Origin of the sequence: Chryseobacterium sp. SG20098, assembly GCF_031844745.1 — a bacterium.
In the GTDB taxonomy this organism is placed as follows: domain Bacteria; phylum Bacteroidota; class Bacteroidia; order Flavobacteriales; family Weeksellaceae; genus Chryseobacterium; species Chryseobacterium cucumeris.
The window spans coordinates 2,145,772-2,159,848 of the sequence record NZ_CP134622.1 but is presented as its reverse complement, the minus strand read 5'-3'; the positions used below and the strand labels follow the sequence as shown (position 1 = coordinate 2,159,848).

Annotated in this window: 18 protein-coding genes; 10 read left to right on the top strand and 8 right to left on the bottom strand. The window is 37.2% G+C overall.

Going from position 1 to position 14,077, the window contains the following annotated elements:
* Window positions 1-21: 21 nt before the first annotated feature.
* The 6 genes from RHP76_RS09890 to RHP76_RS09865 all read left to right on the top strand — a co-directional run bounded on the left by RHP76_RS09890 (window position 22) and on the right by RHP76_RS09865 (window position 5,277).
* On the top strand, window positions 22-699 hold the full coding sequence (locus RHP76_RS09890; RefSeq protein ID WP_311230080.1) for a TerD family protein: 678 nt from the start codon (window positions 22-24) through the stop codon (window positions 697-699).
* 86 nt (window positions 700-785) lie between these two features.
* Entirely contained in the window at window positions 786-1,424 is a 639-nt protein-coding gene (locus RHP76_RS09885; protein WP_288443442.1) for a vWA domain-containing protein, read from the top strand.
* Window positions 1,425-1,441: 17 nt separating this feature from the next.
* Window positions 1,442-2,485, top strand: coding sequence for a TerY-C metal binding domain-containing protein (locus RHP76_RS09880; RefSeq protein WP_120232115.1), 1,044 nt, complete (start codon window positions 1,442-1,444; stop codon window positions 2,483-2,485).
* On the top strand, window positions 2,485-3,762 hold the full coding sequence (locus RHP76_RS09875; RefSeq protein ID WP_120232114.1) for a PP2C family serine/threonine-protein phosphatase: 1,278 nt from the start codon (window positions 2,485-2,487) through the stop codon (window positions 3,760-3,762). Before RHP76_RS09880 ends, RHP76_RS09875 begins: the two co-directional genes overlap by 1 nt.
* A gap of 4 nt (window positions 3,763-3,766) precedes the next feature.
* Window positions 3,767-4,048, top strand: coding sequence for a hypothetical protein (locus RHP76_RS09870; RefSeq protein ID WP_311230079.1), 282 nt, complete (start codon window positions 3,767-3,769; stop codon window positions 4,046-4,048).
* Window positions 4,049-4,158: 110 nt separating this feature from the next.
* On the top strand, window positions 4,159-5,277 hold the full coding sequence (locus RHP76_RS09865; protein WP_311230078.1) for a helix-hairpin-helix domain-containing protein: 1,119 nt from the start codon (window positions 4,159-4,161) through the stop codon (window positions 5,275-5,277).
* Window positions 5,278-5,455: 178 nt separating this feature from the next.
* Here the strand turns inward: RHP76_RS09865 and RHP76_RS09860 are convergent, their stop codons facing one another.
* The 7 genes from RHP76_RS09860 to RHP76_RS09830 all read right to left on the bottom strand — a co-directional run bounded on the left by RHP76_RS09860 (window position 5,456) and on the right by RHP76_RS09830 (window position 10,919).
* Window positions 5,456-5,896 carry a GNAT family N-acetyltransferase gene (locus tag RHP76_RS09860; protein WP_311230077.1) on the bottom strand — a complete coding sequence of 147 codons (441 nt, stop codon included), beginning with the start codon at window positions 5,894-5,896 and terminating at the stop codon, window positions 5,456-5,458.
* Between the two features lie 18 nt (window positions 5,897-5,914).
* The gene (locus tag RHP76_RS09855; protein WP_277695442.1) at window positions 5,915-6,436 is read right to left on the bottom strand and encodes a 3'-5' exoribonuclease domain-containing protein; all 522 of its coding nucleotides are present in this window, start codon (window positions 6,434-6,436) and stop codon (window positions 5,915-5,917) included.
* Between the two features lie 213 nt (window positions 6,437-6,649).
* Complete coding sequence (tyrS, locus tag RHP76_RS09850; RefSeq protein WP_311230076.1) at window positions 6,650-7,849, bottom strand: tyrosine--tRNA ligase; 1,200 nt, start codon at window positions 7,847-7,849, stop codon at window positions 6,650-6,652.
* A gap of 481 nt (window positions 7,850-8,330) precedes the next feature.
* Window positions 8,331-8,921, bottom strand: coding sequence for an NAD(P)H-dependent oxidoreductase (locus tag RHP76_RS09845; RefSeq protein WP_311230075.1), 591 nt, complete (start codon window positions 8,919-8,921; stop codon window positions 8,331-8,333).
* A 75-nt stretch (window positions 8,922-8,996) separates the two neighbouring features.
* Window positions 8,997-9,815 (bottom strand): helix-turn-helix domain-containing protein, encoded by an 819-nt coding sequence (locus RHP76_RS09840; protein ID WP_311230074.1) that lies wholly within the window; start codon window positions 9,813-9,815, stop codon window positions 8,997-8,999.
* Between the two features lie 11 nt (window positions 9,816-9,826).
* Entirely contained in the window at window positions 9,827-10,321 is a 495-nt protein-coding gene (locus RHP76_RS09835) for a GNAT family N-acetyltransferase (protein ID WP_120232107.1), read from the bottom strand.
* On the bottom strand, window positions 10,299-10,919 hold the full coding sequence (locus RHP76_RS09830) for a TetR/AcrR family transcriptional regulator (protein WP_062673882.1): 621 nt from the start codon (window positions 10,917-10,919) through the stop codon (window positions 10,299-10,301). Before RHP76_RS09830 ends, RHP76_RS09835 begins: the two co-directional genes overlap by 23 nt.
* Before the next feature lie 99 nt (window positions 10,920-11,018).
* On the opposite strand from RHP76_RS09830, the gene RHP76_RS09825 reads away from it, so the two are divergent.
* The 4 genes from RHP76_RS09825 to RHP76_RS09810 all read left to right on the top strand — a co-directional run bounded on the left by RHP76_RS09825 (window position 11,019) and on the right by RHP76_RS09810 (window position 13,387).
* Window positions 11,019-11,153 carry a hypothetical protein gene (locus RHP76_RS09825; protein ID WP_262486814.1) on the top strand — a complete coding sequence of 45 codons (135 nt, stop codon included), beginning with the start codon at window positions 11,019-11,021 and terminating at the stop codon, window positions 11,151-11,153.
* Window positions 11,153-11,527, top strand: coding sequence for a hypothetical protein (locus tag RHP76_RS09820; RefSeq protein WP_062673884.1), 375 nt, complete (start codon window positions 11,153-11,155; stop codon window positions 11,525-11,527). Before RHP76_RS09825 ends, RHP76_RS09820 begins: the two co-directional genes overlap by 1 nt.
* A 205-nt stretch (window positions 11,528-11,732) precedes the next feature.
* Window positions 11,733-12,308, top strand: a complete 576-nt coding sequence (locus RHP76_RS09815; RefSeq protein WP_311230073.1) for a Crp/Fnr family transcriptional regulator — start codon at window positions 11,733-11,735, stop codon at window positions 12,306-12,308.
* Window positions 12,309-12,367: 59 nt separating this feature from the next.
* Window positions 12,368-13,387, top strand: a complete 1,020-nt coding sequence (locus RHP76_RS09810; RefSeq protein WP_311230072.1) for an NAD-dependent epimerase/dehydratase family protein — start codon at window positions 12,368-12,370, stop codon at window positions 13,385-13,387.
* Window positions 13,388-13,401: 14 nt separating this feature from the next.
* Here RHP76_RS09810 and RHP76_RS09805 read toward each other — a convergent pair whose 3' ends face one another.
* A complete protein-coding gene (locus RHP76_RS09805; protein WP_216443967.1) occupies window positions 13,402-14,025 on the bottom strand; it encodes a hypothetical protein in 624 nt (207 codons plus the stop codon).
* Between the last annotated feature and the right edge of the window lie 52 nt (window positions 14,026-14,077).

The following is a 14,077-nucleotide window of genomic DNA, read 5'->3' as shown; positions in this document are numbered from 1 at the left end:
AAATACACAAAAACTATAACTATGGCAATTAATTTACAGAAAGGACAAACGATAGATTTAAGAAAGAATGACCGCGGAGAAAGCGTTTATGATCTTTCAAAAGTAACCATCGGTCTAGGATGGGATGTAAGAAAACAAAGCAGTGGATTCTTCGGTAAACTGTTCAGCAAGGAAGCAGAATATGATCTTGATGCTGTAGCCTTTCTTTTGGATGGCAACGGAAAAGTAGCTAATCTTGGAAGAACGGTGCAGACCAATGACGGAAGACAGATAGGCCTTTATCAGGGAGATGTGGTTTTCTTCAATTCTATGCAGCACCCAAGCGGAAATGTATGGCTTACCGGAGATAACAGAACCGGAGCTGGAGATGGCGATGATGAGCAGATCATTGTAAGACTCGATCAGCTGGATCAGAGCTATCAGAAGATTGTGTTCATTGTTACCATTTATCAGGGAAGAACCAATAACCAGCACTTCGGAATGATCGAAAATGCATTTATCCGTGCGGTAGATGCTTCAGGAAAAGAAATTGCAAAATACAGCCTTTCCGGCGATTCAAGCATGAATGGTAAATGTGCAATGGTTTTTGCAGAAGCCTACCGTCACAATGGCGACTGGAAATTCCGCGCTGTAGGAGAGCCTCATAATACAGATAATTTTATCGATATTCTGAGACAGCAATACGCTTATTCGAACTAGATTTTCAATTTTTTTCAACTCATATAAAAGCCGGCTTGGAAGTCTCCGACTCCCTCCGCCGGCTTCAGAATTAATACTTGTCTATAATGAGCAGGAGATTATTAGCTTATTTTTTATTGGATACTTCAGGGTCTATGAACGGAGAACCTATTCAGGCACTGAACAATGGTTTCAACGGTCTTATCAGTATGCTTCGCGCGGATCCGCAGGCGATGGACAGCCTGCATTTAAGTGTCATTACCTTTGATAGAGAGGTTAAGAATATTATACCCTTAACAGATCTGGCAAGTTTTTATCCAATGGAGATTACTTGTCCGGATAGTGGCCCTACGCATACAGGAGCTGCTTTGGAAATGGTTTCTGAACTGGTTCAGAGAGAAATTGTAAAAGAATCTGCCGATGCAAAAGGAGACTGGCAGCCGTTACTGTTTATATTTACGGATGGAAAACCTTCGGATATTCAGAAGTACAGGCAGATGATCCCTGTGATCAGAGGGATGGAATTTGGGGCTATCGTAGGATGTGCAGCAGGCCCGAAAGCAGATGAGCAGTTTTTGAAAGAACTGACCGATCATGTGGTAAAACTGGATACTACAGACGCGATTACTCTTTCTTCCTTTTTCAAATGGGTGAGCTCTTCCATTACACAGGGAGGACAATCTCAGAATACGGGAGAAAATATCACATTACCTCCGCCACCATCGGAGCTTACTATTATTATTTAAAATATTGTCTTTACACCATGAGAAGACTGCCTATTTATTTTTTAGTAGATATCTCCGAATCTATGGTAGGAGAGCCTATTGAGCAGGTACAGGAAGGTATCGCCAATATCATCAGGGAATTAAAAAAAGATCCGTATTCACTGGAAACGGTTTACATTTCTGTGATAGGTTTTGCAGGAGAAGCGGAAGTGATTACTCCCATGCAGGATATTATCAGTTTTTATCCGCCAAAAATCCCAATCGGAAGTGGAACGTCGCTTTCCCAGGGATTAATCAAAGTAATGGATTGTATCGACAAGGATATTGTGAAAACAACGTATGAAAGAAAAGGCGACTGGAAACCTATAGTGTTCCTTTTTACAGACGGAGTTCCCACTGATGATGCCACCAAAGCCATTGAAAGATGGAATACCAAATACAATGGAAAATCTAACACTATTGCCGTTTCTATTGGAGAAAATACCAATTATAAACTTCTCGGTTCTCTGGCAGACCATGTTTTACTGTTCAATAATTCTGATGAGAATTCTTACAAAGAGTTTTTCAAATGGGTAACGGATTCTATTAAAACAACCAGCCAGAGTGTCACAGAAGCAAAAAAAGAAGGAATTAATTTGTCTAAAATTGATTCCATTATTCTGGAGAAAGTAGATCCTGAAATGGAACAGAGATTTCCTGATAATAATTTTGTAGTATTGAATGGAAAATGCCAGGAAACGGAAAAGCTTTATCTGATGAAATTCAAAAAAACATTTGCAGAATCAAGCATACCGGGAATGGCTACAAGATATTACAGACTGGACGGAGCATATAAAATTGATGAAAAAGCCTACTACAGACTTTCTTCCAATCAGAAAACTCATCTTAAAATCAATATCGAAGAACTGGACGGAGGAACTTCATGCCCTCACTGTGCCAATCCCATTGCGCTGGCTACCTGCTCGTGTGGAGGAATTCATTGCCTGAGGGGAGAAGGATACAGTAAATGTCCGTGGTGTGGAACTTCCGATTATTATGGATTTTCCGGAGGTGGATTTGATATTAACAGAACGTTGGGCTAATGATGGGGAAATTTTTCAGGAAATCAAGGGATGAATCCAAACCGAAAACTATGGAACAGGCTCTTATCTTTAAAGAAAAAGAAGAATTCAAAGACGTTCATTGGGTATTGAAAAATGCCAGTGCCAAACAGTTCTATGAGTTCAGTCTGCAGATGCAAGAGTTTCCCAACATCAGGATTCAGAATATCGGAAACCTGGAAGAAACTGGACTTAGTTTTGAAAATGATACTATTTCAGGAATTCCGTTAAAGAATAATATGTACCATCTGGATGTTCGGTTTTATCACACTCATGATCAGAATCAAATTGAAATAAAAAAAATCCAACTGTTTGTCAACGCAGATCCTAAAGACTTGTGGAGAAATATTCCAAGCGATACCAATGCTGCTTTTTATAAATCGGAAGAAGACTCATACAAAGGTTCTTTTTCAGACAAAAAAATTGTTGTAGTTTCCAAAAGAGGACGTTCTCACGCTCATGAAGGTAAATTTCGTGAAGACGATTTTGCCGTAAATACGCTTCCCAACGGCTGGAATATTATTTCTGTTTCAGATGGAGCGGGCTCTGCCTCAGCTGCCAGAGAAGGTTCAAGGCTGGCAACTACAACGATCAACCATTTTTTTAACTCACAGGAGATTTTAAACCAGATTGAAAATAACATCAATGTTTTATATATCAATCAGTTCCCTGATAAAGAACAATTGAAAGCCAAGCAGGATACCATCAATATCTTATCGGAAAGTGTCTTGCATGTTTATCACACATTAGAAAAAAAAGCGGCAGAAAATGCCCTTTCTGTGAATGATCTGCACACTACACTTATTTTTACTTTGCTTAAGAAATTCAGTTTCGGATATGTGATTCTGAGCTTTGGAGTGGGTGACTGTCCGATCAATCTGATTAATACAGACTTTTCTGAAGTAAAATTGTTAAACCGAATGGATGTGGGAGAGTTTGGTGGTGGCACTCGTTTTATCACCATGAAAGAAATTTTTAATGATAAAATGGCTTCCCGTTTCCAAATTACCTGTGTAGAAGATTTTTCCTATCTCGTGCTGATGACAGATGGTATTTATGATCCTAAATTTACTACAGAAAATAAACTGGAAGATGTAGAAAGCTGGAAAGCACTTTTTGAAGACCTTGCCGGAAATAATGATGACCGGACGAAAGCAGATTTTATTAACGATGAAAAAATCGATGAAGAGCTTTTAATTTGGAGCGATTTCTGGAGCAGAGGAAATCATGATGACCGTACATTGGCCATAATCTATTAATACCATGAAAAAAACTATTAAAGTTGTCTCTGTTCTGGATACAGCCAAATCTTATGAATACGTAGATGAAAACCCTATCCGGGGCGGAGTGAAAGATGTTTATTTTTCGCCTGATAAAGACTATGTAGTCGCTTTCTACCGAAATCCGCTGGATGAAGGACAGAAAGAAAGAATCATGAGGATTGTTTCTACCTATCTGCAAAGTATACAGAATGGAAATGCTTCTGAATATTTTCTGAATGAAATATTCAGATGGCCTTATGATATTGTTGAAAGAAATGACTAACGGGAATTGTAGTTCCTGTTTATCACGATAAATTTTATTTTGCCAAAGGCTATATTGGTTCAGATAATATCCAGGGACAGGATAAGGTGGGGAAATGGTTTACCGCTCCCATGTTCAGGAATCAGCAGTATCCGTTGAGACTTGATCAGTCAGAATTGGGAGATTGGCTGAGCTATTTCCAGATTGCTGTCAATATCAGCCGGGGAGTGAAAAAGCTGCATCAGATGGGACTGGCACACTCCGATTTGTCTTATAACAATATTCTGGTAGATCCCGTTACAAAATCTGCCTGTATTATCGATATTGACGGTCTTGTGGTTCCCAAACTCTTTCCACCGGAAGTCATAGGAACCGCCGACTTTATTGCACCCGAAGTTCTGAAAACACAACATTTAAAACTTCAGGATCCGAATAGGCATTTACCCAATCAAAAAACAGATCTGCATGCACTTGCCGTTCTGATTTATATGTATCTTTTGAGAAGACATCCGCTGCGTGGAGGAAAAATCTGGGATCTGGATTCCGAAAAGGACGAAATTTTATCCATGGGAGAAAAAGCTATGTTTATAGAACATCCGGAAAATAATTCCAACCATGTGAAGTCCGATCATCTCAGAAAGTGGGATGCATTCTGGGGAGATCCTCAAAAGATTCCGTACACCGTTACAGGTCCATATATTTCAGAATTGTTCAGAAAAACATTCATTGACGGTTTGCATGATCCTATCAGACGTCCCACGGCCAATGAATGGGAAGCCGCATTATTGAAAACCGTAGATTTGATCCAGCCTTGCCAGAATTCCGGCTGTACAGAAAAATGGTATGTCTTTGATAATACGAGTAATCCTAAATGTCCGTTCTGCGGAACACCTCATCAGGGAACATTACCCGTTTTAGACTTATATTTTAAATTTGATGATGAGGTATGGAAACCGGAAAATCACAGGCTCATGGTTTATCATAATCAGTATCTTTTCAAATGGCATGTTTCCAGGAAAGTGATACGTAACGAAAATCTTACGATACAGGATAAAATGCCGGTAGGATATTTTACGTTCCACCAGGGAAGATGGGTATTGGTCAACCAAAGCTTATCAGGAATGAAGGATGTCACAGAACAGAAAGAAATTCCACCAGGCTCTATGGTAGAACTCATTGATGGTAAAAAAATACTGCTTTCCTCAGAAGAAGGCGGAAGATTGATCTATGTAACGATGGCAAACCAGTAAAGACTAACGGATAATCAAGGCTTGTTTCCGGAGTGTCATTCTGAATGGAATGAAATGTAATGAAGAATCTCACAGATGATTGTGGCCATTTGTGTTAGTCTATTTGTTAGATTTGTGTTTAGATCATTTAAATCAAAAGAAACATTCAACGGCTATACCAAAACTTTTAAAAAAACATTTACTGTCTTTCCGTTTCCATAAAATAAGAATACTGATCCTCGTCCACAATTCTAAATCCAAGACTTTGATAAAGATACTGTGCTTTATTGGTTTTTAAAACACTTAATGAAACCGTTTTTCCAGTTAATGAAGCTTCTTCTAAAATATCTGACAAGATCTTTTTTCCAAGTCCTTTGCCCTGTTGGCTTGGATCAATCTGAAGCTGTAAAACCTCGATATTGGTAAACGTTCTGTCTACTTTTAATAGTCCAATGGGCTGATCATGTAAAAAAATAATATTAGCTTTTTCAAACTGATACAAAACTCTTTGCAGGGTTGTTTCTCTGTCAGTAGAAAGTCCTGAAGTTTCATAGTGCGGATTCATGGTTTTCATTCTGAGATTGAGAAGAAAATCAATGTCAGTTTCATCAGCTTGTTTATAATGCAGGTCAGGATTCATATTCAAAAATTAGAGTTCTTACTTTAATGCAATTTTTAGTCCCATTTCTTCTTTCATGTACAGCAAAACTTCGGCATTTCCTCTGGCGTCGTCTACCGGATTGTGCGTGTGTTCCGTTTTGCGGAGATGTTTCCATTGGGCAAAAGTATCTTTTTCCAGCCCGCAGTACAGATCAGAAAGTCTTCTGGAAGAAAAGCCAAAAGGATTTCTTCCGATAAAATGATGAAAATACCAGCAGATAAACATCCAGTCGAAACCATTATTGTCACTTATGAAAATAGGTCTGCCTTTGGAATGAGTGGTAATCCAGTCTTCAAAGGCCAGCATTACTTTCTCAGGATCATCAAAATTCATTGTTTCTTCCCTGCTGAAACCGGAAACTGCTAAAGCATCTGGGGTGAACTTCTCAGAAACAGGCTTTAATTTTCCATAAAAAGTAGTGTCCAGTTCTTCATTTACGAGTACCGCTCCGAAACAGACCATTGAAAAATCTCCGGGAATCGGACCGTCCGACTCTATGTCAACCATAATGTAGCTCATTGGAAATAGTTTTTAACAGGACGAAGATATTGAAATAAGCTGAGAGATGGAAGATGGAAGCGGAAGGAAAGGAAGCTGGAAGTTATTTTTGTGTAGTAAAGAACTCTTTTGTCTTTTAAATTAAAATACTCTTTTAAAAAATATCCCAATCAAAAACCTCCATAAGTTCATCGTCTTAAAGATCCTCCATTTCCTATCCTCCATCTTCCAGCCTTATACTATCTCAAAAAAGCCCCTTCTCCCAATTTTTATTTTAGTTTGAGGGGTGAGTTGCATTTCTTCATTTGAGTCTGTTATTCTAAGGGTATTGATCTGAACTCCTCCATTCTCTATTAATCTCCTGATCGCCGATTTGCTGAGGTCATTTTTAAGTTGATGACACAGTTCAACGAGAGAGATTCTGTTCCCCGTACTTTTCAGTGAATCAATAGCCACAGGTTCATACACTTTCTCTTCAAAATTTTTATTCTGAAATTGGTTGATAAAAAACTGTTCTGCATTTTCCGCTGAAGCAGGATCGTGGTATTGACTGATAATATTTTTAGCAATCAGCTTCTTGATATTCATTGGATTTTCCCCTTCTTGTATGCTGGAAAGAAGCATCGTTTTTTCTTCCATAGAAAAATCTGTAGTCAGATTGATAAATTCTTCAATCAAAGCATCCGGAATAGACATGGTTTTCCCAAACATTTCATTGGGTTCATCTGTCAGTCCGATAATATTATTCAGGGATTTGCTCATTTTTTCCTTTCCGTCAAGCCCTCTCAGCAATGGCATACACATGACAATCTGAGCAGGCATTTGATGTACTTCCTGAAGCTGTCTTCCCATGGTACAGTTGAAGAGCTGATCCGTGCCACCCATTTCAATATCACACTCTATTTTTACAGAATCAAAACCCTGAAGAATCGGGTAAACCAGTTCATGCATGGCAATAGGTGTATTTTCTGTGAATCTTTTATTAAAATCATTCCGGTGCATCAATTGAGCCACGGTCACTTTTGAAAGCAGTTGGATGACTTCAGAAAAATCAAGAGCATCCAGCCAGTCAGAATTGAAAACAATCTTTGTCTTCTGTACATCAATGACCTTGGAAAGCTGATTGATATAAGTCTGGGCATTATGCTGCACATCTTCAGCACTTAAAGGTTTTCTGGCTTTATTTTTTCCGGTGGGATCGCCAATTCTTGCCGTAAAGCTTCCAACGACAATAATGATATGATGGCCCAGATCCTGAAACTGTTTCAGTTTTTTTAAGACTACAGCGTGTCCCAGATGCAGATCCGGAGCGGTGGGATCAAATCCCAGTTTGATGGAAAGTTTTCTGTTTTCCTTTTCGGCTTGAGCCAGTTTTTCTTCCAAACCGTTTTCAGGCAGGATGATAGCCACATTTTCTTGTAATGGATGAATCATGTATGAATAGTTTTAAAATGAAAAAAGCCCGGACAGGTACTGTCCGGGCTTCTATATAAACGTTAGATTATTTTATTGGATTACAGATATAGAAAGTCTTCCCGAACGATAGCCCGGTGCATAATATTCACTGAAGAATGGAAGACGTAATATACTGTTCAGATGTTTCATTATAAGGTAAATATACAGGAATTTCCTGAAGATCCAATATTTAAACCATTAAGACGCATTGTAGGGTTATAACAAGATTTGTTTTAAAAGAAAAACTTAACCATCCATCAATCTTAATGGCTTAAAATAATGGTTCAAAACAATTTTACTTGCGATTTTTGAAGCTAATTTCATGCCATAAATTCCTTAAAAATAAAATACAAGATAAAGATGCAAAAACTGTATTTTATTATTTTCTTTGTTACCTGATAAGAAGTCTGTAAAATAGGGCTTATTCTCTGTTTTTCTATCGTTGTTTTCATGAAAAAAATTAATGGTTAAGAACATTTTTAGAGTATAAATTTTTAATCTGACCTTTCCAGATTTCCAGATTTTCAGGAGAAGCTTTATCTGCTTTATCAAAAAAGAAATGTCTGATAATTTCAAGCCCGGAATAGATAAAAATACCATTGTCAGAAGTTAAAGTAAGGGCTTTATCCATGCCTGTTTTTTCATATTCTTCATGAGATTTTCCATGGGTATTGATGATAACGGTTTTTTTGCCTTTCAGAAGACCTTTCTGTATGCCCTGGTCATATCGGTAAGCAAAACCATAACTGAACACACGGTCTATATATCCTTTCATCATCGCGGGAAGTCCTGTCCACCAGATAGGATAAATAAAAGTAATTTGTTCTGCCCACGAAATATGATCCTGTTCGGTTTTTACATCATCTGATACTTTTCCCATCCGTTGTCCCTGCATATCATTCAAAGAAAGAACAGGATTGAAACCGATGTCGTAAAGATCTCTCACAATAATATCCTCGTTGTGATATTGAAGGGTTTCAATAACAGTGTTTAGAAGATGATGATTTAAGCTGTTTTCATTAGGATGCGCGTAAATGATTAAATGTCTCATTGTTTTGATTGTTAAGATTAATGAGACAAAATTAGCGGAGTGCTCTTTTTAAAAATTGTAAGAAAACGAAACGGACTATTTAGATTTTGGATTACAGATTTCCTGTTGGAATTTTAAATACTGAGCCGGAGAAATGTTGATAAAATGCTTGAAATCATGGATGAGCTGGCTTTGATCATAATAACCGTATTCATCAATAATGGTAAACCATTTGACCTGATTTTGTTTTTCAGTCTCTTTTTCGATGAGTTGTATTGCTTTTAAAAAACGGTTGTAGCGGGCAAGCTCTTTTAAAGAATAGCCAAACTGTTCTTTTTGTTTCCGTTGGATATTTCTTTCCGTCTGATGGGTTTGCTCTGCAATGACTTTTATGGGATTTAAAAGATCGTTTTCAAAACTGCTCAAAAGCTGGCTGGTGATATCCTGATCCTGGAGATAAGGCTTACAGAATTCAAGAATATGATTCACCTGTTTGGTGACTGAATCTAATCTGGTAAGCTGATGCCAAAGGTCTGTAAAACAGTTTTCTTCCAGCAATTCATCCGGATGTCTTACCGATTGTTCAATGGATATTTTTCCGAAGAATCTGAAAAAAGCATCATCTTTAAAATTAACAACCATAATAGAGCAGCCAGCGGGAAGTGTATATTCAAAGGCTTGTCTTACAGGCCCTAAAACCATACATTTATCAACACTTATGATGGTCTTTTCCCGGGTGGACATCGTGGCATTTTCTCCAAAACAAAATAACAAAATCGTCTGATAAGTGGGTAAAAGCGTTTTGGTAATGGAGGATTCAGAAGTATTTGCAGCAAAGTAAAAATGAGTAAATATGTTTTCAAATTCCTTTGGAACTGAAATTCTATACTCGTTATATTCTGAACGTAATTCCATAATCCTGAAAGTTAAGAGATAAGATGTTTTACCATTTTATAGTTGGTCATAGCAATTCCTTTTACATGAACAGTCTGTTCCTGAACCACATGAAAACCTGTTTTTTCAAAAAAAGGTCTGGCCGTTTTACTGACATCAGCTGTAATTTTTTTTTCATTATTCAGCAAAGCTTCCTTTTCAATGTGACGATAAAGCAAGGTTGCAATTCCTCTATGCTGAAAATCTTTGTGTACAAAGAGCAGATCAATATAATTTCCCTGGTCGAGCGTACAGAAACCTGCTATTTTAGTCTCTGTAACAGCTACAACAACGTATTGATCTTTGATTACCTTCATCCATCTTTCTTCATTCTCGGCACCGGATTTCCAGGCTTCGAGCTGTTGTAGATCATAGTCTTTTTTGCACACCTCATCTATTGTTGCCGTAAACAGCTGCAGCATTGCCGGGAGATCATCGTAAACTCCTTTTCTAAGGATGATATGATTATCTGATGTATTGCTGTTCATAAAGTTTTTGCTGTTCTTTATTGAGAAGTGGGTAGAAAAGATTCATCTGCAGAAGGGTATAATGCTGAATAGCCTCATTCGGATTAAGTTTCAAAATAAGTCTGTTATGGGTAAGCCAGTTGTCGGCAATGATGAAAATCTGCTCAACAAGACCATCTATAATAAAATGAGGTACATCTTTCAAAAATATATTGTTCTTCTGAAGATCTGAAAAGATCAGTTGAAATTCCTCTTTTCTGCTGAAATTAATCCCTTCATAATTGGCTTTGATGTCAGGATTACGATTCAGAATATCTATAAAATTGATAAATATAAAGCGGTAAGAATAAAAAATTTCACAGGTAGAATAGGTAAACTGATAAAGATCTTCCAGACTTTTATTTTCCTTTTTTTTCATCTGGTTCAGTAGCTCATCCATTTCCAGGGTAAGCTCTGAGAATAGGATTGTAATGATGTCTTCAGAATGTTTGAAATGGTAGTGCAGATTTCCTGCACTGATGTGAAGTTCGGCAGCAATATGCCTTGTGGTAATATTGTTGTACCCTTTCTCATTAAATAATTCCAGTGCTTTAGACAGAATTTTATCCTTGGTCTTCATAACCCAAAGATAAGAATATCAGAGTGGATATAAATCATATTTTTAAAATTAGAACAATTGTTCTAATTTGATATCTTTGCAGTATCAAATCTTATGACAATGGAAGGTAAATCAAAATTCAATGATGAGTTGGCAGAAAGTACTGATCAAGAAACCCAAACAGATCCCGGGGAAGTTATATCAAAAATACTGCAGGTTATTCTTGGAGTAATAATGGCTGTTTTGCATATGTGATGAATAAACGAATTTCCTTTTGGTTCCTACTGGGACTGGCAACATGGGGAATTATTATTCTGCTGAGAACAAACAGAATTGTTATTCCCGTTATCAATGACCATTTTACAGATTGTATTACAATTCCCATGTATTGTTATCTGATAGAACATATCATGAATGGAATTCTCGGTTATCAATGGAAACCTGATTTGAAGTTTGTATTGACCTCAGTGCTGTATCTCTCTTTTTTGTTTGAAGTGATCTGTCCCAAACTATCAACTCATTTTACCGGAGATTTTTTTGATGTGCTGGCTTATGTTGCAGGAGGAGTAGGGTACTATCTTTTTGCAGTAAAGCAGATACATAAAAAAACCAGCAGTTCTGCATCGTAAAAGGAGACTGCCGGCTGTGTTATAGTTTTTATCCTGGTTCAATAATTATTTTTACTGCATTTGGAGTAGCAGTTTTCTTTCGGTTATGTATAAAAGACAATTATTGAATGCAAGATGTTACATGGATAGGTGACTATTTTTTAAACTTGTAATTATTGAAATTTTCTTTTGGTATTTTTGTATAGGATTAAAAATATTCACTTCAATGCACGACAAGCTTTTACAATATATGTGTTCTGGTCATGATTTTACCCTGGAAGAAACCGAAGCAGTCAGGAAATATTTTGAGCCTGTAACATTTTCAAAAAATACAATAATAGAAGAGGCCGGGAAAATCCCCGAATACCTTTACTATATCATTGAAGGTTATATTAGACTTTTTTATATGGATGAGAATGGAAATGAAGTGACTACGCATATCAATTGTCCACCGGGATTTTTTACATCTTATTCAGATTTTACCAACCAGACCATTTCTGAAAATACTATAGAATCCATCACTAATTCTGAGCTTTTAAGAATTTCCAAAGAAAACCTGGACCAGCTGATCAGCCAAAGCCAGGCTATGAAAGATTTCAGTATTTCGGTTTTTCAGCAGTCGATTACCTATAACGAAAAACGTTCCAGAGAACTATCTGTTTTGAATGCTGAACAACGATATTTGAAACTGATGAATGATTATCCCGAAATTATTCAGAATGTTCCTATTCAGTATATCGCCTCGTTTTTAGGAATGAAACCGGAAAGTCTAAGCAGAATCCGGAGAAAAATAATTAACTAACAAAAGTCAAGTGGTTCCGGTTTCTGGAAAATGAACTTTGCAAGATTAAAATTTATGCAATGACAAAAAATAATCTAAGCCTTGTTTCAGGAGCCAATGGACATCTGGGAAATAATTTAGTCAGATTCTTACTAAAACAAGGGCTTCCGGTACGGGCAGCTGTAAGAAATACAGAGAACAAAAAACCTTTTGAAGGATTGGATTGTGAGCTGGTGCAAGCCGATATTACTGATAAGACCTCTTTTTTAAAAGCACTTCAGGGAGTAGAAACATTTTACGCGGTAGGGGCTTCTTTTAAATTATGGGCTAAAGATCCTAAAAAAGAAATCTATGACGTGAATATCAAAGGTACCCGAAATACCATCGAAGCAGCGGCAGAAGCAGGTGTAAAAAAAATAGTGTACGTAAGTTCTATTGCAGCACTTAATTATACCCACTTGCCTACAAAAGAAAGTAAAGGTTATAATCCAGATCGTAGAGATATGTATTATAATTCTAAGAATGACGGGGAGAAGTTGGCTTTTGAGCTGGCTTCAAAACTGGGAATAGAACTGGTTTCAGTGATGCCTTCTGCGATGATTGGAAGTAAGGCATTTTTACCATTAAATGTTTCCTACGGAGTTCTCAAATTAATTTTGAATAGAAAAATTCCGGTAGATACTAAAATTACCCTGAACTGGATTGATGTAAAAGATGTTGCGGAAGGATGCTATCTGGCAGCTGAAAAAGGACGCTCCGGTGAAGGTTATATTCTTGCCAATGAAAAATGTATGACAATCACGGATACCACCATTCTTGCCAATACCCTTTATCCGGAGCTGAAACTGAGTATTCCACGTGCCGTTCCCAAAGGGATCCTGTTTACGATTGCTGGTATCATGGAATTGACCGCAAAGCTGAGCAGAAAGCCACCGGTACTTACCCGAAAAGATATTGCAATGTTTTCAGGATTACAGCAGGATTTTGATATTTCCAAAGCCAGAAATGAACTGGGATTCAATCCCAAAAGCCCTGAACAGGCTGTGAGGGAAGCATTAGATTACCTTACGAAAAACCCTGAAATGTTGATAGAGGCGTGAAAAGCCTCTTTTTTTTATTGATTTTCCAGTTTAATAATAGAACCTTTATAAAACTTGGTCAGATCATAGAGATCATTAAAATAGTGCTGAAGATCCGGAATGATGTTGGGATCAAAATCTTTCACCCCGCATTGGTCTTCTGCCAGAAGGTATAAAGACTGGTTATCCGGTTTCAGATATTCACAAAGGATATTATCAGGATGCTGTTTTCTGTTGACCATTTCTGTCAGAAAAATTCCGTAGATCAGAAACTGATTGAAATTTTTAGAATCCACAATATAATTCATGTCCTGTTTCAGCAGTTTTTCATAGTCCGAAAGAATCTGAAGAAAATTCTCAGCATGAACATTTGTTGGAATTTCATAAAAAAGATCTATACCATTGATGAAAAGCTGTGTTTTGGTCTCCTCATGATCTGAAGAATAGACTTTATGAAACCATTGAAAAATAAGCAGAAGTTCTTCCTGTGTAAGTTCTTCTACAGAATCCTTGATTTTTTCTTTAATGGTTTCAAGGGTGTTTTTCGCTTCAGGCTGAAGAAATTTCAGAATATTTTCTTCTTCACGGCTCAACTTATTGTACAAATTAATTTTGGCAATAGTTGGATTGGTCTTGATGAAATAAAGTTCTTCCGCCATAGTTCTTTACCCAGTTGGATTTCAAATGGTTGTTTAAATATACAAAATATGC

Bases quoted from the DNA above. Each gene is read 5' to 3' on its own strand.
- RHP76_RS09890 (WP_311230080.1), top strand. From the start codon at position 22: ATGGCAATTAATTTACAGAAAGGACAAACGATAGATTTAAGAAAGAAT.
- RHP76_RS09885 (WP_288443442.1), top strand. From the start codon at position 786: ATGAGCAGGAGATTATTAGCTTATTTTTTATTGGATACTTCAGGGTCT.
- RHP76_RS09880 (WP_120232115.1), top strand. From the start codon at position 1,442: ATGAGAAGACTGCCTATTTATTTTTTAGTAGATATCTCCGAATCTATG.
- RHP76_RS09875 (WP_120232114.1), top strand. From the start codon at position 2,485: ATGATGGGGAAATTTTTCAGGAAATCAAGGGATGAATCCAAACCGAAA.
- RHP76_RS09870 (WP_311230079.1), top strand. From the start codon at position 3,767: ATGAAAAAAACTATTAAAGTTGTCTCTGTTCTGGATACAGCCAAATCT.
- RHP76_RS09865 (WP_311230078.1), top strand. From the start codon at position 4,159: ATGTTCAGGAATCAGCAGTATCCGTTGAGACTTGATCAGTCAGAATTG.
- RHP76_RS09860 (WP_311230077.1), bottom strand. From the start codon at position 5,896: ATGAATCCTGACCTGCATTATAAACAAGCTGATGAAACTGACATTGAT.
- RHP76_RS09855 (WP_277695442.1), bottom strand. From the start codon at position 6,436: ATGAGCTACATTATGGTTGACATAGAGTCGGACGGTCCGATTCCCGGA.
- tyrS (WP_311230076.1), bottom strand. From the start codon at position 7,849: ATGATTCATCCATTACAAGAAAATGTGGCTATCATCCTGCCTGAAAAC.
- RHP76_RS09845 (WP_311230075.1), bottom strand. From the start codon at position 8,921: ATGAGACATTTAATCATTTACGCGCATCCTAATGAAAACAGCTTAAAT.
- RHP76_RS09840 (WP_311230074.1), bottom strand. From the start codon at position 9,815: ATGGAATTACGTTCAGAATATAACGAGTATAGAATTTCAGTTCCAAAG.
- RHP76_RS09835 (WP_120232107.1), bottom strand. From the start codon at position 10,321: ATGAACAGCAATACATCAGATAATCATATCATCCTTAGAAAAGGAGTT.
- RHP76_RS09830 (WP_062673882.1), bottom strand. From the start codon at position 10,919: ATGAAGACCAAGGATAAAATTCTGTCTAAAGCACTGGAATTATTTAAT.
- RHP76_RS09825 (WP_262486814.1), top strand. From the start codon at position 11,019: ATGGAAGGTAAATCAAAATTCAATGATGAGTTGGCAGAAAGTACTGAT.
- RHP76_RS09820 (WP_062673884.1), top strand. From the start codon at position 11,153: ATGAATAAACGAATTTCCTTTTGGTTCCTACTGGGACTGGCAACATGG.
- RHP76_RS09815 (WP_311230073.1), top strand. From the start codon at position 11,733: ATGCACGACAAGCTTTTACAATATATGTGTTCTGGTCATGATTTTACC.
- RHP76_RS09810 (WP_311230072.1), top strand. From the start codon at position 12,368: ATGACAAAAAATAATCTAAGCCTTGTTTCAGGAGCCAATGGACATCTG.
- RHP76_RS09805 (WP_216443967.1), bottom strand. From the start codon at position 14,025: ATGGCGGAAGAACTTTATTTCATCAAGACCAATCCAACTATTGCCAAA.